Source organism: Paramagnetospirillum sp., from assembly GCF_058402745.1.
The window spans coordinates 13,223-39,748 of the sequence record NZ_JBZVFI010000005.1; the positions used below are offsets into that span (position 1 = coordinate 13,223).

The 26,526-nt window shown below is 67.6% G+C and carries 27 protein-coding genes; 10 read left to right on the forward strand and 17 right to left on the reverse strand.

The genetic code is table 11. The annotated features are described in order from the left end of the window. Positions 1 to 40 precede the first annotated feature (40 nt). Together ACV4UZ_RS03615 and ACV4UZ_RS03620 are read left to right on the forward strand one after the other, a co-directional pair. Positions 41 to 1,705, forward strand: coding sequence for a methyl-accepting chemotaxis protein (locus ACV4UZ_RS03615; protein ID WP_491599578.1), 1,665 nt, complete (start codon positions 41 to 43; stop codon positions 1,703 to 1,705). Positions 1,706 to 1,947: 242 nt separating this feature from the next. After that, positions 1,948 to 2,139, forward strand: coding sequence for a hypothetical protein (locus ACV4UZ_RS03620; protein WP_491599579.1), 192 nt, complete (start codon positions 1,948 to 1,950; stop codon positions 2,137 to 2,139). Positions 2,140 to 2,146: 7 nt separating this feature from the next. On the opposite strand, the gene ACV4UZ_RS03625 is transcribed toward ACV4UZ_RS03620, so the two are convergent. Continuing rightward, positions 2,147 to 3,163, reverse strand: a complete 1,017-nt coding sequence (locus tag ACV4UZ_RS03625) for an HD domain-containing phosphohydrolase (protein ID WP_491599580.1) — start codon at positions 3,161 to 3,163, stop codon at positions 2,147 to 2,149. A 387-nt stretch (positions 3,164 to 3,550) separates the two neighbouring features. On the opposite strand from ACV4UZ_RS03625, the gene ACV4UZ_RS03630 reads away from it, so the two are divergent. Next, positions 3,551 to 5,245: a methyl-accepting chemotaxis protein gene (locus ACV4UZ_RS03630; protein ID WP_491599581.1), complete on the forward strand. Its 1,695-nt coding sequence runs from the start codon at positions 3,551 to 3,553 to the stop codon at positions 5,243 to 5,245. A gap of 123 nt (positions 5,246 to 5,368) precedes the next feature. Here ACV4UZ_RS03630 and ACV4UZ_RS03635 read toward each other — a convergent pair whose 3' ends face one another. Then, positions 5,369 to 6,571, reverse strand: coding sequence for a pyridoxal phosphate-dependent aminotransferase (locus ACV4UZ_RS03635; protein ID WP_491599582.1), 1,203 nt, complete (start codon positions 6,569 to 6,571; stop codon positions 5,369 to 5,371). Between the two features lie 208 nt (positions 6,572 to 6,779). Here ACV4UZ_RS03635 and ACV4UZ_RS03640 point away from each other — a divergent pair, with 208 nt between their 5' ends. Then, entirely contained in the window at positions 6,780 to 7,919 is a 1,140-nt protein-coding gene (locus ACV4UZ_RS03640; protein ID WP_491599583.1) for a tetratricopeptide repeat protein, read from the forward strand. Between the two features lie 96 nt (positions 7,920 to 8,015). Here ACV4UZ_RS03640 and ACV4UZ_RS03645 read toward each other — a convergent pair whose 3' ends face one another. Both ACV4UZ_RS03645 and ACV4UZ_RS03650 read right to left on the reverse strand, forming a co-directional pair. After that, a complete protein-coding gene (locus ACV4UZ_RS03645) occupies positions 8,016 to 8,426 on the reverse strand; it encodes a peptide ABC transporter substrate-binding protein (protein WP_491599584.1) in 411 nt (136 codons plus the stop codon). A 6-nt stretch (positions 8,427 to 8,432) separates the two neighbouring features. Beyond that, positions 8,433 to 8,852 carry a response regulator gene (locus tag ACV4UZ_RS03650; RefSeq protein WP_491599585.1) on the reverse strand — a complete coding sequence of 140 codons (420 nt, stop codon included), beginning with the start codon at positions 8,850 to 8,852 and terminating at the stop codon, positions 8,433 to 8,435. A gap of 237 nt (positions 8,853 to 9,089) precedes the next feature. Between ACV4UZ_RS03650 and ACV4UZ_RS03655 the strand changes: the two genes are divergently transcribed. Both ACV4UZ_RS03655 and ACV4UZ_RS03660 read left to right on the forward strand, forming a co-directional pair. Further along, the gene (locus tag ACV4UZ_RS03655; RefSeq protein ID WP_491599586.1) at positions 9,090 to 9,623 is read left to right on the forward strand and encodes a hypothetical protein; all 534 of its coding nucleotides are present in this window, start codon (positions 9,090 to 9,092) and stop codon (positions 9,621 to 9,623) included. A gap of 131 nt (positions 9,624 to 9,754) precedes the next feature. Further along, complete coding sequence (locus ACV4UZ_RS03660) at positions 9,755 to 9,979, forward strand: hypothetical protein (protein WP_491599587.1); 225 nt, start codon at positions 9,755 to 9,757, stop codon at positions 9,977 to 9,979. A 45-nt stretch (positions 9,980 to 10,024) separates the two neighbouring features. On the opposite strand, the gene ACV4UZ_RS03665 is transcribed toward ACV4UZ_RS03660, so the two are convergent. Beyond that, positions 10,025 to 10,330: a 4a-hydroxytetrahydrobiopterin dehydratase gene (locus ACV4UZ_RS03665; protein WP_491599588.1), complete on the reverse strand. Its 306-nt coding sequence runs from the start codon at positions 10,328 to 10,330 to the stop codon at positions 10,025 to 10,027. Between the two features lie 94 nt (positions 10,331 to 10,424). Here ACV4UZ_RS03665 and ACV4UZ_RS03670 point away from each other — a divergent pair, with 94 nt between their 5' ends. Genes ACV4UZ_RS03670 through ACV4UZ_RS03680 form a run of 3 tightly spaced genes read left to right on the forward strand, consistent with a single transcriptional unit; the run spans position 10,425 to position 14,319 of the window. Continuing rightward, positions 10,425 to 10,820 (forward strand): metallopeptidase family protein, encoded by a 396-nt coding sequence (locus tag ACV4UZ_RS03670; RefSeq protein WP_491599598.1) that lies wholly within the window; start codon positions 10,425 to 10,427, stop codon positions 10,818 to 10,820. Next, entirely contained in the window at positions 10,817 to 13,276 is a 2,460-nt protein-coding gene (locus tag ACV4UZ_RS03675; RefSeq protein ID WP_491599589.1) for a Lon protease family protein, read from the forward strand. The genes ACV4UZ_RS03670 and ACV4UZ_RS03675 overlap by 4 nt, the downstream gene beginning before the upstream one ends. Then, positions 13,276 to 14,319 carry an extracellular solute-binding protein gene (locus ACV4UZ_RS03680; RefSeq protein WP_491599599.1) on the forward strand — a complete coding sequence of 348 codons (1,044 nt, stop codon included), beginning with the start codon at positions 13,276 to 13,278 and terminating at the stop codon, positions 14,317 to 14,319. The genes ACV4UZ_RS03675 and ACV4UZ_RS03680 overlap by 1 nt, the downstream gene beginning before the upstream one ends. Here the strand turns inward: ACV4UZ_RS03680 and soxZ are convergent, their stop codons facing one another. The 3 genes from soxZ to ACV4UZ_RS03695 are packed head-to-tail and all read right to left on the reverse strand — an operon-like array spanning position 14,320 to position 15,635. Next, positions 14,320 to 14,640 (reverse strand): thiosulfate oxidation carrier complex protein SoxZ, encoded by a 321-nt coding sequence (gene soxZ, locus ACV4UZ_RS03685; protein ID WP_491599590.1) that lies wholly within the window; start codon positions 14,638 to 14,640, stop codon positions 14,320 to 14,322. Positions 14,641 to 14,644: 4 nt separating this feature from the next. Then, the gene (gene soxY / locus ACV4UZ_RS03690; RefSeq protein WP_491599591.1) at positions 14,645 to 15,100 is read right to left on the reverse strand and encodes a thiosulfate oxidation carrier protein SoxY; all 456 of its coding nucleotides are present in this window, start codon (positions 15,098 to 15,100) and stop codon (positions 14,645 to 14,647) included. Positions 15,101 to 15,110: 10 nt separating this feature from the next. Further along, positions 15,111 to 15,635, reverse strand: coding sequence for a hypothetical protein (locus ACV4UZ_RS03695; RefSeq protein ID WP_491599592.1), 525 nt, complete (start codon positions 15,633 to 15,635; stop codon positions 15,111 to 15,113). 86 nt (positions 15,636 to 15,721) lie between these two features. On the opposite strand from ACV4UZ_RS03695, the gene ACV4UZ_RS03700 reads away from it, so the two are divergent. After that, positions 15,722 to 16,549, forward strand: a complete 828-nt coding sequence (locus ACV4UZ_RS03700) for an alpha/beta hydrolase (RefSeq protein ID WP_491599593.1) — start codon at positions 15,722 to 15,724, stop codon at positions 16,547 to 16,549. Here ACV4UZ_RS03700 and ACV4UZ_RS03705 read toward each other — a convergent pair. From ACV4UZ_RS03705 to ACV4UZ_RS03745, 9 genes are all read right to left on the reverse strand, one after another. Beyond that, positions 16,524 to 18,725 carry a sensor histidine kinase gene (locus ACV4UZ_RS03705; RefSeq protein WP_491599594.1) on the reverse strand — a complete coding sequence of 734 codons (2,202 nt, stop codon included), beginning with the start codon at positions 18,723 to 18,725 and terminating at the stop codon, positions 16,524 to 16,526. The two genes, ACV4UZ_RS03700 and ACV4UZ_RS03705, sit on opposite strands and share 26 nt — an antisense overlap. Before the next feature lie 83 nt (positions 18,726 to 18,808). Next, the gene (locus tag ACV4UZ_RS03710; protein ID WP_491599052.1) at positions 18,809 to 20,014 is read right to left on the reverse strand and encodes a vWA domain-containing protein; all 1,206 of its coding nucleotides are present in this window, start codon (positions 20,012 to 20,014) and stop codon (positions 18,809 to 18,811) included. Between the two features lie 6 nt (positions 20,015 to 20,020). Then, entirely contained in the window at positions 20,021 to 20,410 is a 390-nt protein-coding gene (locus ACV4UZ_RS03715) for a bacteriohemerythrin (RefSeq protein WP_491599051.1), read from the reverse strand. Beyond that, positions 20,410 to 21,255 carry an AAA family ATPase gene (locus tag ACV4UZ_RS03720; RefSeq protein WP_491599050.1) on the reverse strand — a complete coding sequence of 282 codons (846 nt, stop codon included), beginning with the start codon at positions 21,253 to 21,255 and terminating at the stop codon, positions 20,410 to 20,412. Before ACV4UZ_RS03720 ends, ACV4UZ_RS03715 begins: the two co-directional genes overlap by 1 nt. Before the next feature lie 374 nt (positions 21,256 to 21,629). Then, entirely contained in the window at positions 21,630 to 21,980 is a 351-nt protein-coding gene (locus ACV4UZ_RS03725; protein WP_491599049.1) for a phasin family protein, read from the reverse strand. Between the two features lie 272 nt (positions 21,981 to 22,252). Further along, complete coding sequence (locus tag ACV4UZ_RS03730; RefSeq protein WP_491599048.1) at positions 22,253 to 22,684, reverse strand: CBS domain-containing protein; 432 nt, start codon at positions 22,682 to 22,684, stop codon at positions 22,253 to 22,255. Positions 22,685 to 22,799: 115 nt separating this feature from the next. Next, positions 22,800 to 24,185 (reverse strand): phosphoglucomutase/phosphomannomutase PgmG, encoded by a 1,386-nt coding sequence (pgmG, locus tag ACV4UZ_RS03735; RefSeq protein ID WP_491599595.1) that lies wholly within the window; start codon positions 24,183 to 24,185, stop codon positions 22,800 to 22,802. Further along, a complete protein-coding gene (locus ACV4UZ_RS03740) occupies positions 24,185 to 24,550 on the reverse strand; it encodes a hypothetical protein (protein WP_491599047.1) in 366 nt (121 codons plus the stop codon). Before ACV4UZ_RS03740 ends, pgmG begins: the two co-directional genes overlap by 1 nt. A gap of 245 nt (positions 24,551 to 24,795) precedes the next feature. Then, positions 24,796 to 26,424 (reverse strand): alpha-D-glucose phosphate-specific phosphoglucomutase, encoded by a 1,629-nt coding sequence (locus tag ACV4UZ_RS03745; RefSeq protein ID WP_491599046.1) that lies wholly within the window; start codon positions 26,422 to 26,424, stop codon positions 24,796 to 24,798. Between the last annotated feature and the right edge of the window lie 102 nt (positions 26,425 to 26,526).

Below are 26,526 nucleotides of genomic sequence, written 5' to 3' on the forward strand. Positions count from 1 at the left end.
GACGCACGCGTGGCAGAATCTTCGGCTTTCCAGCCGTTTCATGCTCATCGTCGGAGCCGGTGTCGTTATCCTGATCGCCGGCGTGGTCCTCACCATAGCCAGATTCGAGCGCGCCGAGTTGGAGCGCCAGTTGCAGCAGCTCTCGGCCAACGAGATGACCTCGCTGCACGCGCTGATTCAGAACGTGATGGCGAAGCGGCCGGAAGACGGCGACAACATCGGCATCGCCGTCTTCAACAACTGGTTCGATTCCCGCAACATCCACTATCCCGGCAAGGTGTGGAGCGCCTGGGGGCCCAAGGTGGCCGCCTACATGAAGGACGTCGAGCCCGACAAGCCGGCCAAGCTGCCCAAGGACGACGTCGATCGCGAGGCGTTCGAGACCAAGGTGCCGGTCGGGCGGTTCCAGGACGGCTTCTATCGCTATTCCCTGCCCATCGTGCTGGGGGTGACCGAGGGCGCCAAGGACGAGGTCTGTCACGCCTGCCACGGCGGCATGGGCATGCAGGACGGCGACGTCATCGCCGTGCTGTCCTCGTCGCTGTCCACCGCCGAATCCGAGGCCCGGCTGAACCAGGTGCTGACCTGGCTGGTGGTGGGCGGCGTCATCGCCACCGTGCTGGCGGTGTTCGGCGTGCGCCTGATCCTGAAGCGCATCATCGCCGATCCCATCGAGGACATGACCGTGCGCATGGAGCAGCTGGCGCGCGGCGACGTCTCGGTCGGCGTGCCGGCGCTGGACCGCCGCGACGAGGTGGGCGACATCGCCCGCGCCGTGCAGGTGTTCAAGGACAACACCATCGCCAAGCAGCAGATGGAGGCCGAGGCCCAGGCCGCCGCCGCCGCGCGCGAGCAGCGCATGCACCGGCTGGAGGACCTGATCGCCGCCTTCGACAAGGCGGTGACCGCCGTGCTCGATTCCGTGGCGTCCTCGGCGCAGCAGATGATCCAGACCGCCCGCAGCATGGTGAGTTCCGCCGATCAGGCGCTGGAAAAGGCGAATTCCGCCGCCCAGCAGGCCAGCGAGGCCAACCAGAACGTCAGCACCGTGGCCGCCGCCGCCGAGGAACTGTCGTCGTCCATCAGCGAGATCGCCCAGCAGGTGGGCATGTCCAACCAGGTGGCGGTCTCCGCCACCAAGGAGGCGGATTCGGTCAACACCAGGGTCCAGGGACTGGCCGGGGCCGCCGACAAGATCGGCGAGATCGTCGAGATGATCACCGGCATCGCCGAGCAGACCAACCTGCTGGCCCTGAACGCCACCGTCGAGGCCGCCAGGGCCGGCGAGGCGGGCAAGGGCTTCAACGTGGTCGCCTCGGAGGTGAAGAATCTCGCCCGCCAGACGGTGGGCGCCACCGAGGACATCGCCTCCCAGGTCGGCACCATCCAGAAGGAAACCGACAAGACGGTCCGCGCCATCCGCGGCATCAACACCACCATCTCCTCCATGGACGGCATCACCACCGCCATCGCCTCGGCCATCGAGGAACAGGGCGCCGCCACCCAGGAGATCGCCCGCAACATCGACCATGCCGCCTCGGGCACCCGCTATGTCTACGACAACATCACGGCGGTGACCCAGACCATCCACGAGACGGATCAGGCGGCCAAGGACGTGCTGGGGGCGGTGGAAACCCTGCAGCGCCAGGCCATGACGCTCCGGGCCGAGGTCGACCGCTTCCTGAACGGCATCCGCGAGGTGTGAGCGGGCCGTCGTTTGAACCGACGCGTCATCCCGACGGCCGCGGGGCGGAAGGATCTTTCAGCCGTGAGCCGCCGCCGCCATGGCGTGAAAGATCCCTCGGCTTCGCTCGGGATGGCCGGGCGGGTCAGTTTCATGGGTGCAAGGCCCTGAATGGGACGCAGGTCAGGGTGGCGGTGTTTCACCTTCCATTTCGGAGCGATTCCAGGTAACTCTGTGGGCTTCGAACAGGGGGTGTCCGTTCCATGAGCCTGCCCAAGACCGTGCTCGAATGTCCGCATTGCCAGCAGAGCAGCGATCACCGTGTTCATTCCTATGGGGACGGAACCGCCATCGTGTGGTGCGGTTCGTGCCATAACCCGCGTGAGCTGCTGATGGCGCAACTGCGCCGCATGGCCCGGCGCGACGGACAATCCCCGGCCATCGCCGCGGAATAGGCGGGTATCACATTGGAGGGGGCGCGTCCTCGTCGAGGATGCTGACTCCCTTTTCCTCCACCACCTCGATGCAGGCCTGGACCACCGCTGAATCATAGCGGCTGCCCGCATGGTCGCGCAGTTCCTGGATGGCCACGTCCAGGCCCAGGGCGGGCCGGTAGGGGCGGTGCGACGAGATGGCCTCCAGCACGTCGGCCACGGCGATGATGCGTGATTCCAGGATGATCTCGTCGCCCTTCAGCCCCAGGGGATAGCCGCTGCCGTCCAGGCGTTCGTGATGCTGACGGATCATGTCGGCCACCGGCCAGGGAAACTCGATGTCCTTCATGATCTCCCAGCCCATCTGGGGGTGCATGCGGATGACCTTGTGGACTTCGGCCGACAGCTTGCCGGGGCGCGAGAGGAATTCGGCGGGGACGTGGATCTTGCCGATGTCGTGCAGCAGACCGCCGGTCCGCAGGCCCTCGACGACCGCCGCCGACAGGCCCATGCGCTGGCCGATGGCGGTGGACAGCTGGGCGACCCGGCGCTGGTGGCCGGTGGTGTAGGGATCGCGCATCTCCAGCGTCAGCGACAGCGAGCGGACGGTCTGCAACAGCACCCGTTTCAGGCGTTCGGCGGTGACGCGGCGTTCCTCCTCCACCGCCTTGCGCTCGATGGCGTAGAGGATGGTCCGGCGGATCAGGTTGCCGTCCCCCTGGCCCTTGACCAAGTAGTCCTGGCAACCGTGCTGCAGGGCCAGCAGCCCCATGGATTCGTCGTCGAGGCCGGTGCAGATGACGATGGGCAGGGTCGGCGCGGCGCCGCGCAGCCGCTCCACCGTCTCGATACCGTGGGCGTCGGGAAGCGACAGGTCGAGCAGGACGGCGTCGGGCGGCTCGGCCGAGGCGGCGGCGATGGCGTCGCCCAGGGTGGCGGCCCGACGGCAGTGAAATCCACCCACTTCGTTCAGCAGCAATTCGATCAGGCGGGCGTCGGCCGGGTTGTCCTCCACCACCAGGAGATCCACGGGCCTCGATCGCATGTCGGTCATTTCGAGTTCCCGTTTCAGATGCATCGAGAACGCCTCTCGCTCGGCCGGACGGCATCGGGCCGAAACCCGAGCCGCTCTAATGTTGTGGCATAATGTGATGGGGATGTTAAGTGGGGCAGGAGTCTTGGCTGTCATGACGGGCATGACCTTGGTATGTGGTGTGGCTGGTTGCCACAAATGCTCTCGATAATTGCCAAGTCCCTGAAAAGGATGACAATTATATATATGAATCGCCTGTTTCATTGCTGTTTCGCATCGAGAAAATAGCTTTAAAAAGTGTTAATCTAGGCCTAATGTAATAGATGCATATTCAAAAGGCGTGGCTCGAACCTTACGGAGGCCGTCGATGCTCGCCCAGCCAGTCGTAGGAGGTGCGCCATGGGGGGATTCAAGCTTGGAATCGGCGGAAAGATTTGGGCGCTGGTCGCGCTGCTGGTGTTGGGTCTGGGCCTCCTGACCGTACAAAGCCTGAGTTCGTTGCGCGACACGCTGGTCGAGGACCGCCGGCAGGCCCTGAAGCAGCTGGTGGAAGCGGCCACGTCCATCGTCGACGGCTATCGGATCCGGGCCGCCAAGGGCGAGCTTGCCGAGGCCGATGCGCAGCACATGGCCAAGGAGACGCTGAGAACGCTGCGTTACGGCAAGAACGACTATGCCTTCATCAATACCTACGATTATCGCCCCCTGATGCATCCCCTGCGTCCCGAAATGGAAGGCCAGGACCAGTCGGGAATGAAGGACCCCAATGGCGTCTACGTGACCCGGAACATGATCGACACCGCCCGGGGGCAGGGTGGGGGATTCGTGCAGTATTCCTGGGCGCGGTCCAAGGATACGCCGCCCGTGCCCAAGCTGGTCTACGTCCATGATTACAAGCCGTGGAACTGGATCGTCGGCACCGGCGTCTACATCGATGACATCGACGAGGTCTATCGCGCCAAGATGGTCGAAATCGGTCTCAAGGCGGCGGCTCTGGCCGTCCTGGCGGCCGTGGTGGCGGTGCTGATCGCCAAGTCCATCACCGGGCCGCTGGGTCAGCTGGTGGGGCGCATGGGAGCCCTGGCCAAGGGCGAGATCGAGCACGAGGTCCAGGGCACCGGGCGGCAGGACGAGATGGGGGCCCTGGCCCGCGCCATGGAGATCTTCCGGGGCGGCGCCCTGGAAAACCGCCGTCTGCTGAGCGAGCAGGAAGAGCTGAAGCTGGCCGCCGCCCAGGAACGCAACCGGACTCTCCTCGGCATGGCCGATGGGCTGGAGCACCGGGTCAAGGCGGCGGTGGCGGCCATCGATCAGGTGGGCCAACGCCTCAGCGGTGCCTCCAGCGCCATGACCCAAACCGCCGAGCAGACCTCCGAGCAGACCAGCGCCGTGGTGGTCGCCACCGCCCAGACTTCCGGCAACGTCCAGACCGTGGCCTCGGCCGCCGAGGAACTGAGCGCGTCGGGCAACGAGATCAGCCGTCAGGTGGCGCTGACCGCCGACATCGCCCGCGCCGCCGCCGATGAGGCGGAGCAGACCAACGGCATGGTGTCGGCCCTGGCCGCCGCCGCCGGACGCATCGGCGAGGTGGTCCAGCTGATCGACGCCATCGCCGGCCAGACCAACCTGTTGGCCTTGAACGCCACCATCGAGGCCGCCAGGGCGGGCGAGGCCGGCAAGGGCTTCGCCGTGGTGGCGGGCGAGGTCAAGACCCTGGCCAACCAGACCGCCAAGGCCACCCAGGAAATCACCTCCCAGATCGCCGCGGTGCAGACCGAGACCACCCGGGCGGTCTCGGCCATCCGCCATATCGGCGAGACCATCACCCGGGTCGACGAGGCGACGTCGTCCATCGCCAGCGCGGTGGAGGAGCAGAACGCCGCCATCCACGAGATCACCCGCAGCGTGCAGGAGGCGGCTCGCGGCACCCGCGAGGTGTCCGACCATATCGGCAGGGTGTCGGAGGGAACCAACACGTCCCGCACCGCCGCCGAGGAGGTTGCCGGCTCGGCCCGCGAGATGGTGACCCAGAATGGTCTGCTGACCCGTGAAATCGACGGCTTCCTGCGGGAAATCCGGGCGCAGGCGGTGTGATCCGGACCGACGTGGGTCAAGCCCGGCCATGACGGGCGGCATGGTTTGGAGACGACGATGTGAAACGACAAGGGGCGCTTCCTCGCGGAAGCGCCCCTCTTCATGCCGTCTCGGGCTGCAAACCTACTTCAGGCTTTCGCAGAAGCGCTTGATGCGCTCGGCCGCCTTGGTCAGCGCCGCGTCCGAGGTGGCGTAGGAGATGCGGAAATAGGGCTCCAGGCCGAAGGCGGCGCCCTGGACCACCGCCACGCCCTCGGCCTCCAGCAGGGCGCCGACGAAGTCGGTGTCGCTGTTGATGACCTTGCCGTCGGGGGTCTTCTTGCCGATCACGCCGGCGCAGGACGGATAGACGTAGAAGGCGCCTTCCGGGGTGCGGCAGGTGATGCCGGGGCATTCGTTGAGCAGGCGCACGATCAGGTCGCGGCGGCGCTTGAACACCTCGGCGTTCTTGGGGATGAAGTCCTGGGTGCCGTTCAGGGCCTCCACCGACGCCGCCTGGCTGATGGAGGCGGTGTGGGTCACCGACTGGGACTGGATCATGTTGATGGCCTTGATGATGGCGGCCGGGCCGGCGGCATAGCCGACGCGCCAGCCGGTCATGGCATAGGCCTTGGACACGCCGTTCATGGTCAGCGTGCGGTCATAGAGCTTGGGCTCCACCTGGGCGGGGGTGCAGAACTTGAAGTCGTCGTAGACCAGGTGCTCGTACATGTCGTCGGACATGATCCACACGTGCGGATGCTTCAGCAGCACGTCGGTCAGCGCCTTCATCTCGTCCCAGGAATAGGCGGCGCCGGTGGGGTTGGACGGCGAGTTCAGCACCAGCCACTTGGTCTTGGGCGTGATGGCGGCTTCCAGGTCGGCGGCCTGCAGCTTGAAGCCCTTCTCCTCGGGGCAGCGCACGAACACCGGCACGCCTCCGAACATCAGGGCGATGTCGGGATAGCTCACCCAATAGGGGGCGGGGACGATCACCTCGTCGCCGGGATTGATGGTGGCCATGAAGGCGTTGAAGATCACGCCCTTGCCGCCGACGCCGACGGTCACCTGGTCGGGGGTGTAGTCCAGGCCGTTCTCGCGCTTGAACTTGGCGGCGATGGCCTGGCGCAGCTCGAGCGTGCCGGCCGGGGCGACGTACTTGGTCTGGCCCTTGTCGATGGCGGCCTTGGCGGCGGCCTTGATGTTGTCCGGGGTGTCGAAGTCGGGCTCGCCCGCGCCGAGGCCGATGACGTCGCGGCCGGCGGCCTTCAGCTCGGCGGCCTTCTGGGTCACCGCGATGGTCGGGGACGGCTTGATGGCGGAAAGCCTGTCGGCGATGAACGGCATGGGTGGGGTCCTCGAAAGAATGAGAGGGAATTCGCGGCTGGCGAAGGTACGCGCGCCCGCGCACGAGTGCAAGGATCATCCTGATTTTGTGATAGAATGGCTGGTCGGAGCGGGCTTCGGGGAATGAAGTCCGAACCTCCGATTGCCATCCCGCTCGGGAAGTGGAATCATGCGCGCCCATCACTCAGCCTGTGGAAAGTGCCGTTTCATGAGGATCGCCGCTGCCGTCGCCGCGTTGCTCGCTCTCTGTCTGCCCCTGGCCGAAGGTGCCCTGGCGGCGCCGAAGAAGGCCCCCAAGCCCGCCGCCGAGCCGCGTCATGCCGGGCTGGCCGCCGCCGCCGCCAATGGCGACAAGGAGGCGCAGTATCAGCTGGCCCTGGCCTATCGTGACGGCGGCCACGGGCTCAAGGCCGACGCCAAGGCGGCGCTGGTGTGGTTCACCCTGGCCGGGGCCGAGGGGCATGCCGCCGCCGCCGCCGAGGCGGCCAAGGCCTTCGAGGCCGGCAAGGCCGTCAGGCGCGACCTCAACGCCGCCGGCAACTGGTGGTACCGGGCCGGAACCGTGGGCGATGCCCAGGCCCGGGCCCGCTGGATCGAGCTGTTCATCGAGGGCGAGGTTCACGCCATCGGCTCGCGCGACGGCATCGCCTGGCTGGCCGAGGCCGCCCAGGGCGGCGATTTGAGCGCCATGATGGCGCTGGCCGACGTGCTGGAGCGCGGTCATGGCGTCGCCCCGGACCTGGGGCAGGCCGAGGCCTGGTACCGTCAGGCCGCCCTGCTGCATGGCGACGTGGAAGCCCGCTTCCGTCTCGGTCGCCTGCTGCTGTCGCGCCCGGCCATGTGGCGCAAGCCCGCCGAGGAGGAGTGGAACGTCAAGGAGGCCGAGCGCAAGAGCCATCCGTTCGGCGCGGTGTGGTACGCGGCCAAGCCGCTCAACGCCGAGGACGCCCGGGCGGTGCAACTGCGTCCCGGCATCAACGAGGGGGAGCGCTGGCTGCGCTCCGCCGCCCGCCGGGGCCACGTCGAAGCCCAGTATCTGCTGGGATCGGCCAAGGTGGCGGGGCTGGAACTGCCCATGGACATGGTCGAGGGCGTGGCATGGCTGGAAGCCGCCGCCGTCCAGGGCCATGCCGAGGCGCTGCTCGCGCTCGGCGATCTGGCCGCCAGGGGCCAGGGCTTCCACGGCAAGGACCCGGTGCGGGCCTATGTCATGTACGAACTGGCCATCGCCCAGGGCGAGGCGGGGGCCAAGGCGGCCCGCGACGCCGTCGCCAAGGGCATGAACCAGAAGCAGACGGCGCGGGCGCGGCAACTGGTGCAGGAACTGCGCGACCTCGCCGGGCTCTGATCGGGCCGGCGGCAGAAGGCGGCCGGGACGGCGGCGCTCCAGGCCGTGGCGGCAACACGGAGCGCGGGCGTCTCGCCCGCGGAAAGCCCGGTGGCGTCAACACTCGTCCAGCAGGGCCCGACCCGCCGTGCCGCCGTCGCCTTCCAGGCGTTGGGCGATGACCCGGGCCATGCCGTCGGCCAGCCGGGCTGCGCGGGGCAGGATGTCGGCGGCGGGGGCCGGCCCCGCCTCCTCGATCAGCCGGCACAGCCGGTTGCCCAGTTCGCTGACCAGGGGATAGCCGAAGGTGGCGGCCTGGCCCTTCATGTCGTGGCTGATGGTGAACAATCGGGGCAGCAGCAGGGCGAGGTCGGCGCCTGGCACCCGCGCTTCGTCCAGGCAGGCGCGCAGCCTGACGGCATCCGCCGCCGCCCAGTCGAGATAGCGGCCGGTCAGCCCCGCCAGGGCGGCTTCGGCCCGGGCCAGCGCCTCGGGTGACAGTTCGGGAAGATCGCCGTCTCCGGCCATGGAGGATTATTCCGCCGCCTGTTCCGCCGTCTCGGTGCGCCGGCGATCCTGCTCGATCAGCTCGGTGGCACGGGCGATGATCTCAACCGCCGAGATGGGCTTGGCGATGATTTCGTCGATGCCGGTCTCCACCGCCGATTCCAGCACCGCATGGTGCAGGGTGGGGCTGATGGCCAGGATCGGCACGTCGGCGCGACCGATCTCGCCACGCCGCAGCCGGTGGACGAACAGCACGCCCTCGGTGGGGTCGTCGGACCAGTCCATGATCACCAGATGGGGCGTGCGCGCCGCCACCAGGGCCTCGGCCTGCTGCGGCGTGCGGGCCTCGACCACCTCGTGGGCCGGCACCGCTCCCATCAGCGTGCCGATCAGCCGCCGCATATGGGCATTCGGTTCGATGATCAAGACGCAGACGCGCCGAACCATACCCCTCTCCCCCGAGACGTCGGGCGCATGGAGCCCAAGGCCCCGCACCGCGCATTTCCTTCCCTGTCCCGGCTCGTTGACCGGATATGGATGCATTCGTAGCTTATCCGGTGAATACCCTAACACCGCAGAAGTGCCGAGGGGAAGCGAGCCTCTAGTATTAGGTGGAATCACTGTAAGGGGATCGGCCGGGGATGGGACTTGCCTAACGTCCCGTCCGGAGTAACCATGGGGGGCATGATGAAGAAACTCCTCTCGCTGGGCGCCGCCGCCCTTGCCGCCCTGCTGGGCGGGTGCGGCGACGGCCCGTCCACGGTGCAGGGCGTCTATCGCAGCCCCGCCACCTGGAGCACGTTTTTCGCCGCCACCGCGCACGGGCCGCTGCTGCTCGAACTGCATGGCGACCCCTTCGGCATGCCGGCCGCCGAGTTGCGGGCGCGGGTGACCAGGGCCATGTCCGCCGCCATTCCCGCCCGCCCCTTCACCATGACCACCGATGTCCAGGAGGCCAGTCTGCCCAAGGTGCGGGTGGTGCTCGCCCTTGGGGTGCCGGCCTCGCTGGATGCCGCCGAACTGTGCGCCGGCCGGGTGGCGGTGTCGGCGGCCACGGCCGCGAGCGGGCGGATCGACGTCCTGGCCGCCTTCTGCGAGGGTGGCGCCATGCTGTCCTCGGTGCGCGGCTGGGTGGCCAAGGTGGACGGGGCGGACGATTCCCGCTTCACCCGCCTTCTCGGACAGATGATGCGGGAACTGGCGGGCGACCCCCAATGAGCGGCGAAGCCCGGCCGGAGGCGCTGCTTCCGGGGGACGAGGAGGATTTCCTGCCCTGATTCCAAATCGTGACATTTGATGAAGAATGCGTTAACGTGGTCTCCTAACCGTTCAGCCAGAAAGGCAGGACCATGGACGCATCATCCGTCGGTGCCGGGAATTCGGCGCTTTATCTTCAGCGCGCCGCCGCGGGATTGCAGGCGCCGCTGACGGCCATCAAGCAGGAAGAAATGGCCGCCCAGGCCATCGCTCAGGTGCTGACCCAGGGCGGGCAGACGGCGCAGCAGGCCGCCGCCGTCGCTGATTCCGCCGTCAAGAGCGGTGCCGTGGGCAAGATCCTGGACATCTCGGTCTAGCCGGACCTCCACGGGGGAGCCCGCGGGCATCGGCCCGCCCGGGCATCACCCCGAATCGGCATCTCTGGCCGCGTCGTCGATGGCGTGGGCCAGGTCGATGTCCTTCTGCGTCACTCCGCCCGCGTCGTGGGTGGACAGAGTGATCTCGACCCGATTCCAGACATTGAACCATTCGGGATGGTGATTCATCCGCTCGGCCGCCAGGGCCACCCGGGTCATGAAGGCGAAGGCCTCGGGGAAGCCCTTGAAACGCAGCGAGCGGCGGATGGCGTCGCGCCCCTCCGCCTCGCTCCAGCCGGCCAGCCCGGCCAGGGCGCTGGACCGTTGGTCCGCCGTCAGTGTCTTGCTCATCTCCGCACCTCATCGGAAGTATGACACAAAGAGTGGGGACCCCTGGTGCGGGCGGCAAGGACGGGGTAGATTTCCTATTACCATGAGCAGAGTGATGCCCCACCACAGCACGCCGCCCGGCCTGGCCGACCTGGAGACCATCGCCCAGGCCGCCTTCGCCGACATCCCCGAGGAGTTGCGCCGCTATGCCGCCGACGTGGTGATCCGCGTCGACGACTTCCCCGACGAGGAGGTGGAGCGCGAGATGGACCTGGAAAGCCCCTTCGACCTGCTGGGGCTGTATCGCGGTTCGGCCATGGACATCCATGCCTTCGGCGGCGCGCCGGGCGACGTGGACATGATCTTCCTCTACCGCCGTCCCATCCTGGATTACTGGTGCGAGACCGGCGAGGACCTGTCCGTCCTGGTCAAGCACGTGCTGATTCACGAGATCGGCCATCATTTCGGCCTGTCCGACGACGACATGCAGCGCATCGAGGATGAAGCGTGAGCAAGCGCAGGACGGCCACCCATCCCGCTCCGCTGCCGCCCGCCGACCTTTACCGGGTGTGCGATCCGGCGCGGTTCGATTTCGCCACCACCGCCGACCTGCCCGACGAGGCCGGCGAGCCGGGGCCGGCGCTCGGCCAGGATCGCGCCGTCGAGGCGATCCGCTTCGCCATCGGCATGCGCCACCGGGGCTTCAACCTGTTCGCCCTGGGCGAGGAGGGAACCGGGCGGCGCAACCTGATTCTCGGACATCTGCGCGAGGCCGCCGCCGCCCGCCCGCCTTCCGACGACTGGGTCTATGTGGAGAATTTCGCGGAAGGCGCCCGGCCCCGGGCCCTGCGCCTGCCCGCCGGGCGGGGCCGCGCGCTCGAGCGCGACATGGCCCATCTGGTCGACGAACTGGGCCACGCCTTGCCCGCCGCCTTCGAGGCGGAGGAATACCGGGCGCGCCGTCAGATGGTGGAGGCCGAGGCCAAGCAGCAGCGCGAGGCCGCCTTCTCCGCCATCCAGGAGGATGCCGAGGCTCACGGCATCGCCCTGATCCGCACCCCCATGGGGCTGGGACTGGCGCCCGCCAAGGGCGACGAGGTTCTGCCTCCCGACGAGTTCAAGCAACTGCCCGACGAGGTGCAGAACCGCCTGCGGGCCGAGATGGAGCGGCTGCAGCACCGTCTGGAGGGCACCATCAAGCAGGTGCCGCGCTGGGACCGCGAGATGCGGGCCCGGCTGCGCGAATTGGAGCAGGACGCCGTCGGCCGCGCCATCGCCCATCTGATGGACGATCTCAAGGGCGACTGGTCCGACCTGCCCGAGGTGCTGGCCTATCTCGACGAGGTGGCCCGCGACGTGGCGCTCAACGCCCAGGATTTCCTGCCCGAGGCGGAGGAGTCCGAACGCCACGAGGGCCGCCCGCGCGGCCCCGCCGGGCGGTTCCGCCGCTACCGGGTCAACGTGCTGGTCTGCCGCGAGGGTGATACCGGCGCTCCGGTGGTGATGGAAACCTATCCCACCCAGCCCAACATCATCGGCCGGGTGGAGCACATCGCCCAGTACGGCACCCTGATCACCGATTTCAACCTGATCAAGGCGGGCAGCCTGCACCGGGCCAATGGCGGCTATCTGGTGCTGGACGCGCTCAAGCTGCTGATGCATCCCTTCGCCTGGGAGGATCTGAAGCGGGCCCTTCGGGACCGCGAGATCCGGATCGAATCCCCCGGCCAGGCCATGGGGCTGATCAGCACCCTGTCGCTGGAGCCCCAGCCCATTCCCCTGGACGTGAAGGTGGTGCTGGTCGGCGACCCCATGCTCTATTACCTGCTCAGCCACAATGATCCGGAGTTCGGCGAGCTGTTCAAGGTCTCGGCGGATTTCGACTGGCGCATGGACAGAAGCGAGGCCAATACCGCCCTGCTGGCCCGCTCGGTGGCGATCCTCGCCCGCAAGGAGGGCCTGCGGCCGCTCGATCGCGGCGCCGTGGCCCGCGTGGTCGAGCAGGCCTCGCGCGAGGTGGGGGATTCCACCCGCCTGTCCACCCACATGGCCAGCCTGGCCGATCTGGTGCGCGAGGCCGATTACTGGGCGGGGGAGGACGGCGCCGACGTGGTGTCCGCCTCCCATGTGTCCCAGGCGGTGGCGGCCTCGGTCCGCCGGCTCGACCGGGTGCGAGACAACGTCCAGGAGGAGATGCTGGCCGGCACCGTCAACATCGCCACTTCGGGCGAGGCGGTGGGCCAGATCAACGGGCTGGCGGTGCTGGAACTGGGCCGCTTTTCCTTCGGCCGCCCCACCCGGGTGACCGCCCGGGTGCGCTTCGGCAAGGGCGACGTGGTGGACATCGAGCGCGAGGTCCAGTTGGGCGGCCCCATCCACGGCAAGGGAGTGATGATTCTCTCCTCCTACCTGGCGTCGCGCTATGCCACCGAGCTGCCCATGGCGCTGTCGGCCACCCTGGTGTTCGAGCAATCCTACGGCGGCATCGAGGGCGATTCCGCCTCGTCCACCGAGCTTTACGCCCTGCTCTCCGCCCTGGCCGACCTGCCCATCCGCCAGAACCTGGCGGTGACCGGCTCCATCGACCAGTTCGGCCGCGTCCAGGCCATCGGCGGGGTCAACGAGAAGATCGAGGGCTTCTTCGACCTGTGCCGGGCCAGGGGCCTGGACGGCAGCCACGGCGTGCTGATTCCCGCCGCCAATGCCAGGCACCTCATGCTGCGCAAGGACGTGGTCGAGGCGGCGCAGGCCGGCCTGTTCGCCGTCTATCCGGTGGAAACCGTCGATCAGGGCATGACCCTGCTGACCGGAATGCCGGCCGGCGAGCGCGATGCCAAGGGCAAGTTCCCGCCGGGCTCCATCAACCGCCGGGTGGCGGCCCGCCTGGGCGCCTTCATGCGCCGCGCCGAGGATCTGGCCGCCCCCCGGCCCGCCAACGGCATGGGCCGCAACGGGGTCGGCGGGTGATGCGAGCCTGGGCGCTGGTGCTCGCCGCCCTGCTGCTGGCGGCGACCGGGGCCATGGCCAGCGAGCTGCGGGTGCTGACCCGCTCTTCCTACCTGTCCCCCGAATTGCTGCGCAAGTTCGAGCGCGAGACCGGAATCTCCGTGGCGCTCACCGTGGTGGCCGACCACGATCAGGTGATCGGCCGCCTGCGGGGCGGGCGGTCGGGCCTCGACATCGCCTTTTCCCCCGATTACCACGTGAGCGGCCTGATTCGCGACGGGCTGATCGAGCGGGTGCTGGCCGACCGCCTGAACGGCTTCTGGAACGTCGAGGATCCCTGGCGGTCGCGCTCGTTCGATCCACGCAACGAGTACACCATTCCCCATCAGTGGGGGACCACCGCCTTCGCGGTGGACACCTCCATCCATCGCGGCGACATCGATTCGCTGCGCCTGCTGTTCGAGCCGCCGCCCGAGGTGGAGGGCCGCATCGCCCTGCTGGACGAAGGCGAGATGGTCCAGCTGGCGCTGGTCCATCTGGGCGAGGCGCGTTGCACCATGGACGAGGGCAAGCTGGAAAAGGCCGCCCGCCTGCTGGAACCGCTGCTGGCCCGCAACCGTCTGGTGGCGGCCGAAGGGGTGGTGGCCGCCCTGTCGGACCCGGCCATCGTGCTGGGGGTTGCTTGGAACGGCGACGCCATGCGCGCGCGGGAGAAGCGTCCCAGCCTGGCCTACGCCTATCCGCGCGAAGGCAATCTGGTGTGGACCGACGTGGTGGTGGTGCCGAAGAATCCGCCCAACCGGGCCAATGCGATGAAGTTCCTGACCTTCATGCTGAAGCCGGAGAACGCCGCGCTGGATTCCAACTTCAACGGCTATGCCAACATGATCCGCGGCAGTGAACGGTTCCTGGCCGCCTCGGTGCTGGGCGCCCCGGAAATGGTGGCGCCCTGGCCGGCCAAGGTCGGCTTCATTCCCTCCTGCCCCGAGCGTGTCCAGCGCCGCCATGGCGCGGCGTGGACGGAGATCAAGTCGCGGGCGGGACAGCCGCCGGCCGGGCGGTGATCACTTCACCGCCAGCGGGCGCGACAGGGTGTAGCGGCTGCCGTCGTCGTCGAACCAGGTGAAGTCCAGGGTGCCGCCCTCGCTGGCGGTGATGAAGAAGCTCAGGCCCGGATTGGCGGCGATGCCAGGATGAAGCTCGGCCGTGAACACCACGCGGCCGTTCAGCGCGCAGGTGAAGCGGTTGATGATCCGGCGCGGCAGCGGCACGCCGTTCATGTCCTTGCGCTGTCCCGATTCCATGTCGTGGTCGATCAGGGTCTTGATCTCGATGATCTCGCCCTTGGCGGCGCTTTCGGGGACTTTCACCTTGGGAGTGGGCATCGCTTCAGCCTCCGCAGCCGCCGACGGTGACCTTGACCTCGCGCCGGGTCTCCCAGGCGCTGCCGTCGGACAACAGGGCGATGGCGCGCACCTCCTGGGTGCGGGCCAGCCGCAGGCGCCCCGACACCTCGGCCTTGCCGGTGGGGGTGAAATGGAAGCTGGCCACCTGGGGGGCGGGGTTGTCGTGGGCCAGGATATGAACCTCCCGGACGTAATTGCCCGGGACCATGGGATGGTCCACCGAGACGGTGAACGGCACGGTGGCGCCGTTGTCGGCGATCTCGGGAAGCTTCAGATGGATCTTTCCCGCCTGGGCCTTGGCGCCGCCGGTCAGGCGCGCCGCCGCCGCGTCGGCCTCGGCCCGGCTGGCCAGGGCGGCTCCGGGGGCCAGGGCGAGGGCGCAGCCCGCCACGGGAAGGCCGAAAACCAGGGCGCGGCGCCGATGGGAAAGCGGAGGCATGGCGGTCCTTTCATTCCTGATGGTGAATGGGCGTGCCCTGAGGCACCTTGATCCGTAGGCCGGGTGTGGGAATCTCGGCGATGAAGCGCCCCTGCTGCAGGGCGGAGCGCCGCTGCAGCAGGCGGGCGTGACTGAGCAGCAGCGCGCCGCAATTCAGCGCGAACAGGACGATGCTGGCCCGCATGGCGAAATTGCCCAAGGGCGCCATCAGCGGGATGGCGAACAGCAGCGGCAGCAATGCGTAAAGGAAGGTGTCGCGCCAGCGCTTGGCGTAGACCACCGCCGAGGCCAGGGCCGCCACCGGCGACACCAGCACCAGGTCCACCTTGGCCCTCAGCACCACCTGGGCGGCGAGGGCGGCGTAGGCGGGGGCCAGTCCCTCGAAACTGGCGATCAGCGCCAGCCCGTCGCTGCTGGGCGTGAAGGTGGCGCGCAGGGCCTCCACCGGCCAGTGGGCGCGGGGAATGGCCGGGCGGATTTCCTTGTAGACGGCTCGGGAAAACTCGGAATCGGGGCGTAGCAGCTCGCTGACCATGAGGCGGGGAGCGGTCCTGGATGTTGCCGAAGCCGTACTGTGCCATGATGGAGGCATCGGGGCCAAGCGGCATGGGAGGATGGGTGATGCGTGGATGGCTGATGGCGTTGCCGCTGGTGCTGGCCGCGCACGCGACCTGGGCGGCCGACGCCGTGCGGAGCGAGCAGGCGCTGGAGATTGAAAGCCGTCCGGGGGTCAGGACCGCCTTCTATCTGAGCGAGCCCGCGCGTGCGCCCGCCGCCATCGCCATCCTGCTGGCCGGTGGCGATGGCAGCCTGGGGATAAAGCCGGGCGAGCCGGTCGCCGACCCGGTCGCCTTCGGTCGGGGCAATTTCCTGGTGCGCTCGCGCTGGCTGCTGGCCGGCCGGGGCATCCTGGTGGCGACCATGGATGCGCCATCGGACCAGGGCGGCACCCTGACGGCGCAGTTCCGCCTGTCGCAGGACCACGCCGACGACATCGCCGCCCTGGCCGGCTGGCTGAGGCAGCGGAGCGGCGGCCTGCCGGTCTGGCTGGTCGGCACCAGCATGGGGACGCTGTCGGCGGCCAGCGCGGCGGTTCGGCTGGGCGGCCAGGTGGACGGGGTGATCCTGACCTCGTCCATCACCCGGGGGCACCGCAAATACGCCTATCCCGCCAACGGCGTGCTGGGCCTGGGGCTCGACGGGATCGCGGTTCCCGCCATGGTCGTCGCCCATTCGGCCGATGCCTGCGAGGTCACGCCGCCCGATGACGCGGCCGGATTGCTGGAAAGCATGGCGAAGTCGCCCCGGCGCCGATTGCTGATGGTCGATGGCGGCGCCCCGGCGCGCTCCGCCGCCTGCCAGGCCATGTCGCCCCACGGCTTCTTCGGCCGCGAGGACGAGGCCATCGCCGGCATGGCCGAATTCATGATTCCGCCAGCATCCCGCTGAACACCCTTTCGGCCGGAAAGGCGACCGTCACCCTGGTGCCCTGGCTGGGCTGGCTGTGGATGGTCACCGAGCCGCCATGCATCTCCATGATGGCCATCACCATGGGCAGGCCCAGGCCGGTGCCTTCGTGGCGGCGGGCGATGCGGGCGTCCACCTGGACGAAGGGCTCCATGGCCAGGGCGATCTCGTCGCCGGTCATGCCGATGCCGCTGTCGGTCACGTGCAGGTCCATCCCGCCTTCCGGCGGAAGGCTGGCGGAGATGCGCACCGTTCCGCCGTGCGGGGTGAACTTGACGGCATTGGCCAGGAGATTGATCAGCACCTGGCGGATGCGCCGTTCGTCGGCCATGACCTGCGGCAGGTCGCGGGGAAGATCGGCGATCAGTTCCAGTCCGGCGGCGCGGTCGCGCATCAGACGGATGGAGGCTTCCACCAGCGGCGCGATGTCCATGGGCCGGTCGTCCAGCTCCATCTTGCCGGCCTCGATCTTGGCCAGGTCCAGGATGTCGGTGATGATGCTGAGCAGATGGCGGCCCGAGGCGGCGATGTCGCCGGCATATTCCCGGTAGCGGTTGGGGATGGGGCCGAGGACCTGGGAATACATGGTCTCGGCGAATCCGATGATGGCGTTCAGGGGGGTGCGCAGTTCATGGCTCATGCCGGCCAGGAACTCGCTCTTGGCGCGGCTGGCGCTTTCGGCCTGTTCCTTGGCGGCCAGCATCTGGGCCTCGGCCTGCTTGCGCCGCTCGATGTCCTCGGTGACGCCGATCAGGTACTCGATGCGGCCCTCGCGCCACAGGGCGGACAGGGTCAGGTTGACCCAGGCGATGGAGCCGTCCTTGCGGATGTAGCGCTTCTCCATGGCGAAGCTCTGGCGCTCGCCGCGGATCATGGCGGCGATTTCCTCGGCGCCCAGCCCCCGGTCCTCCGGATGGGTGATGTCGAGGGTGGGGCGGCCGATCAGGTCCTCGGGCTCGTAGCCCAGCATGGCGGCGAAGCGGCGGTTGACCCGGATGAAGCGGCGGTCGGGGCTGGCGTGGCTCATGCCGACGGCGGCCTGCTCGAAAGTGGTGCGGAAGCGGTCCTCGCTGTCCTTCAGCCAGATCTCGCGTTCGTTCAGCGCGCCCACCATGGTGTCGAAGGTGACGCACATCTCGCCCACCTCGCCCAGGCCGCCGCCCGCCCGGGCGGTCATGTCGCCGCCCCGCACCAGGCGCATGGCGTCGGCCAGCCGGCCCAGCGGGGTGAACAGCAGCCGGCGGCTGGAATACCACAGCAGCAGCACGGCGCCCGATCCCGCCACGGCGAAGGCGATCACCGCCATGCGCAGGAACTGGCGCTCGGCCCCGCCCACCATGTCGACGGGAACCGTCACCGCCAGCATGGTCTCGGGCGCCAGACGGCCCAGGGGCGCGATGCCGAACACCGACGTCTCGCCGGTAATGGCGGTGGCGATGAACGAGCCGCCGATCCCCCGTGCCGCCGCCGCCTTCAGCTCGGGCACCGGGGTGATGATTGGCGCGGATTCGGGCAGGGGCGGCACCCGGGCCAGGACCGTCCCGTCGGTCCTCAGCACCAGCAGGCGCGCTCCCTCGGGCAGGATGGGCGGAGCCACCGCCTTGGCCAGATGGTCCAGCGAGCGGGCGGTGGCCACCACGCCGCGCGGCGTGCCCAGCCAATCGAGGACGGGATAGGCCATGGGCAGGGCGGCACGGCCATCCCGCAGCAATTCGTACGGGGCGGTGGCGAAGCTTCCCGTCTCCAGGGCCCGATCAACGTGGGCGCCCTTGGCCAGCCAGGAAATGTCGCGGCCCAGGCCGATGCTGCATCCCACCCGTCCCGAGGCATCGGCGCGCATGAAGCCCTCGTGCCCCTCGATGGCCAGCAGGAAGTGGCGGTAGTGATTGCCGCATTCCTCGTCCTCGGGATCGGTGGCCAGGGCGGCCAGCGCCTCGCGCGAGCTTTCCAGGCCGCGGTCGTGGATGGCGGCGGCCATGCGCGCCTGGATTTCCACCTGGGCCGCCGCCGCCTGCAGCGACAGGGTCTCGGCCAGATGGGCGATCACCGCCAGGGTGCCGAGGAAAATGCAGGGAACGAGGCCGAGCACCACCACCTGAAACAGGTGGCCTTGCGCTCCGCCCAGCCAAGTCAGGGTCCGTTTGCCCCTGTTCCCCATCCGGCCCCGATCCCCCAGATGACATTCATGCCCAGCGGAAAGCTACCATATGGCGCCGCCAAACCAATACCGGCAATCCGACATTACGGATGAACGCCGGCCCGATTGAGGTCGCGCATGGCCTGGTCCAGGCCTTCCAGCGTCAGGGGATGCATGCGCCCGCCCATCAGCTGCTGGATCATCTGGGTGGAGTGGGTCCATTGCCAGCGCGCCGGGGGCGCCGGATTGAGCCAGACGGCGCTGGGCCACTGGTCGAGCAGGCGGCGCATCCAGACGTGGCCCGGTTCCTCGTTCCACTCCTCCACCGCGCCGCCCGGCATGGTGATCTCGTAGGGGCTCATGGCGGCGTCGCCGACGAAGATCAGCTTGTAGTCGGACGGGTAGGTGTGGATGACGTCGAGCGTGTGGGTGACGTCCTGGTGGCGGCGGCGGTTGTCCTTCCACAATCCGCCATAGGGGCAGTTGTGGAAGTAGTAGTGCTCCAGGTGCTTGAACTCGGAGCGCACCGCCGAGAACAGCTCCTCGCAGGTGCGCACGTGCTCGTCCATGGAGCCGCCGACATCGAGCAGCAGCAGCACCTTGACCTTGTTGTGGCGTTCGGGCCGCATCTTGAGGTCGAGCCAGCCGCCGGCCCGCGCCGTCGAGGTGATGGTGCCGGGCAGGTCCAGCTCGGTGGCGGCGCCCTCGCGGGCGAAGCGGCGCAGCCGGCGCAGCGCCATGCGGAAGTTCCGCGTGCCCAGCTCGATGCCGTCGTCGAGATTGCGGTAGACCCGCTCGTCCCACACCTTCACCGCGCGGCGGTGCCGCGATTCGTTCTGGCCGATGCGCACGCCCTCGGGGTTGTAGCCATAGGCGCCGAAGGGCGAGGTGCCGGCGGTGCCGATCCACTTGGAGCCGCCCTGGTGGCGTTCCTTCTGCTCCTCCAGCCGCTTTCGCAGGGTCTCCATCAGCTTCTCGAAGCCGCCCGCCGACTGGATCTGCTCCATCTCCTCGGGCGTCAGGTGCTTTTCCGCAAGCCGGCGCAGCCATTCCTCGGGGATGGCGGCCTTCAGCGCGGCGGCCAGTTCGTCGCCGGCCCCGACGATGCCGTTGAACACGCGGCCGAACACCCGGTCGAACTTGTCCAGGTTGCGCTCGTCCTTCACCAGGCACGAGCGGGCAAGGTAGTAGAAGGTGTCGACGCTCATCTCGGCCACGCCGTCCTCCAGGGCCTCCAGCAGGGTGAGGTATTCCTTCAGGGTGACCGGCACCTTGGCGTCGCGCAGTTCGAGGAAGAGGGTGAGGAACATGGGGCCTCAGCCGCCCTTGGCCCGGGTCCAGGCGGCGTAGCGCTGGTCCTCGATCAGGATGTGGCCCTTCAGCCACGACCACAGGAAATCCTTCAGGCGGGTGTCTGCCGGATCGAAGGGCCGGTCGCGGAACTGCTTGAGCATGTCCGCCACCTGATCGGCGAAGTCGTCATGCTGGACCCGGTGGGCATCCAGGCCGGGATAGCCGATGGCCTCCAGGTGGGTCTCCTCGCGGTCGAAGTGGCCGGTGGTGTAGTCGAGGACCGCGTTGAACAGCTCCAGGAAGTCGGGGTCCGCCTGATCCAGGTCGTTGATCATTTCGATCAGCTTCTGGTGGTCCCTGTCCAGGGCGGCGTTGCCCACGCTCATGGCCTCGGTCCACGAGATGACGGTCATCAGCGTCCCTCCCGCCGGTTGAGGAAGGCCAGGCGCTCGAACAGGTGGACGTCCTGCTCGTTCTTCAAGAGCGCGCCGTGCAGCTTGGGGATCAGGGAGGCCTTGTCCTTGGCGCGCAGGTCTTCCGGCGACAAATCCTCGGACAAGAGCAGCTTGATCCAGTCCAGCAGTTCCGAGGTGGACGGCTTCTTCTTCAGCCCCGCCACCTCGCGGATGTCGAAGAAGGCGGTCAGCGCCTCGTGCAGCAGGGCCGGCTTGATGCCGGGGAAATGCACGGCGACGATCCGCTCCATGGTCTCGCGGTCGGGGAAGCGGATGTAGTGGAAGAAACAGCGGCGCAGGAAGGCGTCGGGCAGTTCCTTCTCGTTGTTGGACGTGATGATCACCATGGGCCGCTGCGCCGCCTTGACCACCTGCTTGGTCTCGTAGACATGGAACTCCATGCGGTCCAGTTCCAGCAGCAGGTCGTTGGGGAACTCGATGTCGGCCTTGTCGATCTCGTCGATCAGCAGCACCGGCGGCGTCGGCGCCTCGAACGCCTCCCACAGCTTGCCCTTGACGATGTAGTTGGAGATGTCGTGGACGCGGCTGTCACCCAGCTGGGAATCCCTGAGGCGCGCCACCGCGTCGTATTCGTAAAGGCCCTGCTGCGCCTTGGTGGTGGACTTGATGTGCCATTGCAGCAGCGGGCGGCCCAGCGACCTGGCCACCTCGGCGGCCAGCACGGTCTTGCCGGTGCCCGGCTCGCCCTTGATCAGCAGGGGGCGCTCGAGCTTGAGCGCGGCGTTGACGGCGACCAGCAGATCCTCGGTCGCCACGTAGCTATCGGTACCCTTGAACGACATGGGCTCACTCCTTCTCCAGGAGAAAGGTAGGTGCCGCGGGCAAATCGGTCAAGAAATGCCGAATTCAACCGCATCCCTATCCCGTCATTCCGACGACCGCAGGGAGGAGGAATCTCGGTCTGGACGGAAGCGAGCCTGGGCGGAGAAGGCGTTCAAGCGGAGATCCCTCGGCTTCGCTCGGGATGACGTTGCTTGCTCAAAAAAGAAAAAGCCCCGGCCTTGGGAGGGAGGCCGGGGCTCGTGGCCGTCGTCGCAAATGTCCGGAAGCAGCGGGATGGGGGGGAGAGCCCCGGACACCATAAAGCGGCGGCGGTCTTATTCGATCCAGACCGGGTGAGGTGGGAGGAACCTCACCGGGCCTTTACGGATCGAAGTTAGGCGGCAACCTTGGTCAGCGCGGCGAAACGGGCCTGGATCGGCTCGACCGCGGCGGTGAGCGCGGTGGTCGACAGCTCGGCCAGCTTGCGGCCGTCGGCGATGGCGCTCTCCAGGGTCTCGCGGGCCAGCTTGCCCTGCAGGTCGGCCAGCTCGGCCGGGCTCTTCACCGCGAACAGCGCCTTGACGGCGGCGTCGGCCTTCTTGACGTTCTCGGCGATCAGGGCCTGCTGGGCCTTGGCGATCTCCTCGAAAGCCTTCACGGTGGCGGCGCCCGACTTGGCGAAAGCGTCGGCGTTTTCCTTGCCCAGGGCGACGAACTTCTCGAAACCGTCGATCTTGATGGTCATGTGCGTGATCCTTTTAAAGGGTGGGGCGCGTTGTGCGCTGCAACATGACGCCAATCTAACAGAACCATGCCGCAGTGCAACATGATTTTTGCGCTGCAACATAACTGTCTTGCATGGAGGGGGTGCAAAAATGCAAACGCCCCCGGAATCCATGGATTCCGGGGGGCGTCGGATGGGGCCCTGTCATCCTGAGGCGGAGCCGAAGGATCTTTCAGGCAAGGGCTTCAGGCTGAAAGATGCTTCACGAGGCTCAGCATGACATTCCGGCGGGCCTACCGCGTGGCGGCCACGTCGCGCAGCACGTTCATCTCCATCTGGGCCTCGGTCAGGCGGAAATTGACCGCGTCGCCGATGGAGACGATGCCGATCAGCTCGTCCTTCTCCACCACCGGCAGGTGACGGATGCGGCGTTCGGTCATCACGCCCATGATGGTCTTGACGCTGTCGCCCGGCGCGCAGGTGACCACCGGGCTGGACATGACGTTGCGCACCGGCATTTCCAGGGCGGCCTTGCCGTACTGGGCGAGGCCCTTGACGATGTCGCGCTCGGACAGCACGCCCTGCAGCTTGCCCTTGGCGTCGCAGACCACGGCGACGCCGACCTTCTTGTTGGTCAGCAGCGCGGCGGCATCGGCCACCGAATGCTCGGGACGGATGGTGAAGACGACGCTGCCCTTGGTCTTCAGGATGGATTCAACGGACATACTGGTCCCCCTTGATCTGACTGATATTGTTATTGCGGAGGGGCGACCGGTCGCAGACCCCCTACCTTCGAATGATGTCAGTCTGGAACCGAAGCCGAAGAAATTCAAGCCGTCATCAGTGAGTATGGCTCAGGCTGACCCCGCTGGCCGCCAGCTGCTCCGAGAGGGTGGCGCGCAGGCGCTTCAGCCCCTCGGGGCTGGCCGCCTCGCAGCGGGCCACCAGCACCGCCTGGGTGTTGGAGGCGCGCAGCAGCCACCAGCCGTCCGGGGTGTCCACCCGCACGCCGTCGATGGCGGAGAAGGCGGCACCTTCGGCTTCCAGCCGCGCCCTGACCTCGGCCACCACGGCGAACTTGCGCTCCTCCGGGCAGTCGAAGCGCAGTTCCGGGGTGTTGACCATGTGGGGCAGCTTGTCCCGGCGCTGGCCGATGGTCTGGCGATCCCAGCGGGCCACGATGCCCAGCAGGCGGATGGCGGCGTAAAGGGCGTCGTCGAAGCCGTAATAGCGGTCGGCGAAGAAGATGTGGCCGCTCATCTCGCCGGCCAGCGGCGCGCCGGTCTCGGCCATCTGGGTCTTGATCAGCGAGTGGCCGGTGCGGCCCATGACGGCGTTGCCGCCCATGCGCCGCACCTCGTCGAAGAACACCTTGGAGGCCTTGACGTCGGCGATGATGGTGGCGCCCGGCAGGGCCTTCAGCAGATCCTCGGCCAGGATCACCAGGATCTGGTCGCCATAGAGGATGCGCCCCTCGGCGTCCACCACGCCGATGCGGTCGCCGTCGCCGTCGAAGGCGATGCCCAGATGGGCGGATTCGGCCAGCACCTTGTCCTGCAGCGCCACCAGATTGTGGGGCTCGGTGGGGTCGGGATGGTGGTTGGGAAAGCGGCCGTCGATCTCGCCGAACAGCACGGTATGGGTGCCGGGCAGGCGCTTGACCAAGGCGTGCAGCACCTCGCCGGTGGCGCCGTTGCCGCAATCCCACACCACCCGCAGGTCGTGCTTGCCGTCGTAATCGCCGGCCAGGCGGGCGACGTATTCCTCGAACACCGAATCCTCGACCACCTTGCCTTCGCCCGCCGCGAAGTCGCCCTTGGCGGCGATCTCGCCCAGGGACTGGATGTCGGGGCCGAAGAACGGCTTGCCGGCCAGCACCATCTTGAAGCCGTTATGGGTGGGCGGATTGTGGCTGCCCGTCACCATGATGCCGCCATCGGCCTCCCGGACCTTGGCGGCGAAATACAGCATGGGGGTGGGGCCGCGCCCGATGCGCCGCACGGTGCAGCCCGAAGCCATCAGGCCCCGGGTCAGCGCCTCGGCCATTTCCGGGCTGGACAGCCGCCCGTCCCAGCCCAGGCAAACCACATGGCCGCCATTGCGGCGCACCCGGGTGCCGAAAGCCCGCCCGATGGCTTCGGCGTCGGCGGCGAACAGGGTCTCGCCGCAGATACCGCGGATGTCGTATTCGCGCAGGATGGTGGGGTGGAAGGTGTGTGCGGTCATTACTTTTTCTTTCCCTTTATGGCGGCGAGGGTCAGGTCAATTTCCTGCAAAATGGATATAACCGCTTGGTTAGTTGAGTTACCCCAGGCAATAGACAAGTCACCAAGGATACGACCCGTGACCTCGGCATATTCCGGAAAGCTTCTTAATTCGTAGACTGCTGCAACTTGACAGGGGGCGAAAGGTGTCGGATCACCCGCCTTACCAGCCGTAATCTCATGAATAAGTCTGTGGTATGTTCTGAACCGCCGTTGTTTCTGATCGTCCATGCGGATGTCGATGTAACGCCATGTCGAATACACCAGGGACGCAACAGCTACGACAAGAGATAAAATCGTGGCGATGGCGGCTGAGTTTTCCAGCATGTCGATATTCTTTCTGCAGGCGATATGAACGAACCACACAGAGATATAGAGGCACAGAGAGGCCTTTCAAATTGGCGTCGTCCAACCTCCCCTATCGTCATGCCCGGACTGGTTCCGGGCATCCACGCCATCCCGCACCATCAACGTTTCAATTGCGGCACCGCGTGGATCGCCGGGCCAAGCCCGGCGATGACGGGTTAGAATAATCCCTTCGTGCCTTCGTGCCTTCGTGGTGAATCTTTTTCTTACGTAATCACCGTCGGTTCGGTCCGCCCGGTCCTGGCCTCGATCTCGGCCAGATCGCGGGCGATCTTGATGAGGTCGGCCAGGGCCACCTGGGGATCGAGGTGGTGCTTGGCGGCGTCGGGTTCATAGCGTTCGATGTAGACGCGCAGCGTGGCGCCCTCGGTGCCGGTGCCCGACAGGCGGAAGACCACGCGGCTTCCGTCCTCGAACACCACCCGGATGCCCTGCTTCTTCGAGACGGAGCCGTCGACCGGATCGGTGTAGGCGAAGTCGTCGTTGAAGGCGACGGTGTAGGTGCCGAGCTTTTGGCCCTTCAGCGAAAGCCCCCGCAGATGCTCCATCAGCCCCTCGGCGGCGGCGGAATCGATGCCTTCGTAGTCGTGGCGGGAATAGACGTTGCGGCCGTATTCCGTCCAGTGGGCGGTGACGATGTCGGCGACGCTTTGCTTCCTCACGGCCAGGACGTTCAGCCAGGCCAGCACCGCCCACAGCCCGTCCTTCTCGCGCACGTGGTCCGAGCCGGTGCCGAAGCTTTCCTCGCCGCAGAAGGTGGCCTTTCCGGCGTCCAGCAGGGTGCCGAAGAACTTCCAGCCGGTGGGGGTTTCCCAGGCGGGGATGCCCAGCTTCGCCGCCACCCGGTCGGGGGCGGCGCTGGTGGGCATGGAGCGCGCGATGCCCTTCAGGCCGTTGCGGTAGCCGGGGCAGAGCGTGGCGTTGGCGGCCAGCACGGCCAGGGAATCCGACGGCGTGACGTAGAAGTCGCGCCCCAGGATCATGTTGCGGTCGCCGTCGCCGTCTGACGCCGCGCCGAAATCGGGGGCGCCGGGCCCCGTGAGCGCCTCGACCAGATCGTGGGCATGGACCAGATTGGGGTCGGGGTGGCCGTGGCCGAAATCCTCGAGCGGCACACCGTTCATCACGGTGCCGGCAGGGGCGCCCAGGCGGCGCTCCAGGATCTCGGTGGCGTAGGGGCCGGTCACCGCGTGCATGGCGTCGAACTTCATGCGGAAACCGCTCGCGAAGGCGGCCCGGATGGCGCCAAAGTCGAACAGGCTTTCCATCAGTTCGGCGTAATCGGCGACGGGGTCGAAGACCTGGACCTCCATGCCGCCCAGGTCGCGGCTGCCGGGCGTGTCCAGGTCCACATCCGCCGCCTCGAGAATCTTGTAGCCGTCGATCACCTGGGAGCGGGCATGGATGGCCTCGGTGATGGCCTCGGGCGCCGGTCCGCCGGCCGGGATGTTGTACTTGATGCCGAAATCCTCGTCCGGGCCGCCGGGATTGTGGCTGGCCGACAGGATGATGCCGCCGAAGGTCCTGTACTTCCTGATGACGCAGGATGCCGCCGGGGTCGAGAGGATGCCGCCCTTGCCGACCATCACTTTGGCAAAGCCGTTGGCGGCGGCCATCTTCAGGATGGTCTGGATGGCGGTGCGGTTGTGGTAGCGGCCGTCGCCGCCCAGCACCAGGGTCTTGCCCGCGATGTCGCCGATGCTGTCGAACACCGACTGGACGAAATTCTCCAGGTAGTGGGGTTGCGCGAAGACCTTGACCTTCTTCCGCAGACCCGAAGTGCCGGGCTTCTGGCCGGAAAAAGGAGTGGTGGCGATCGTCTTCACTGCGGCCATGGCGCCGGTCTCCCTGCCTGCGGAACTGCTCTGGCGTTGATGGCCGATGGCGGGGCGGGTGTCAATGGCGGCAAAGGGCCGGGCGGGAGTTCGGCGGCCAAG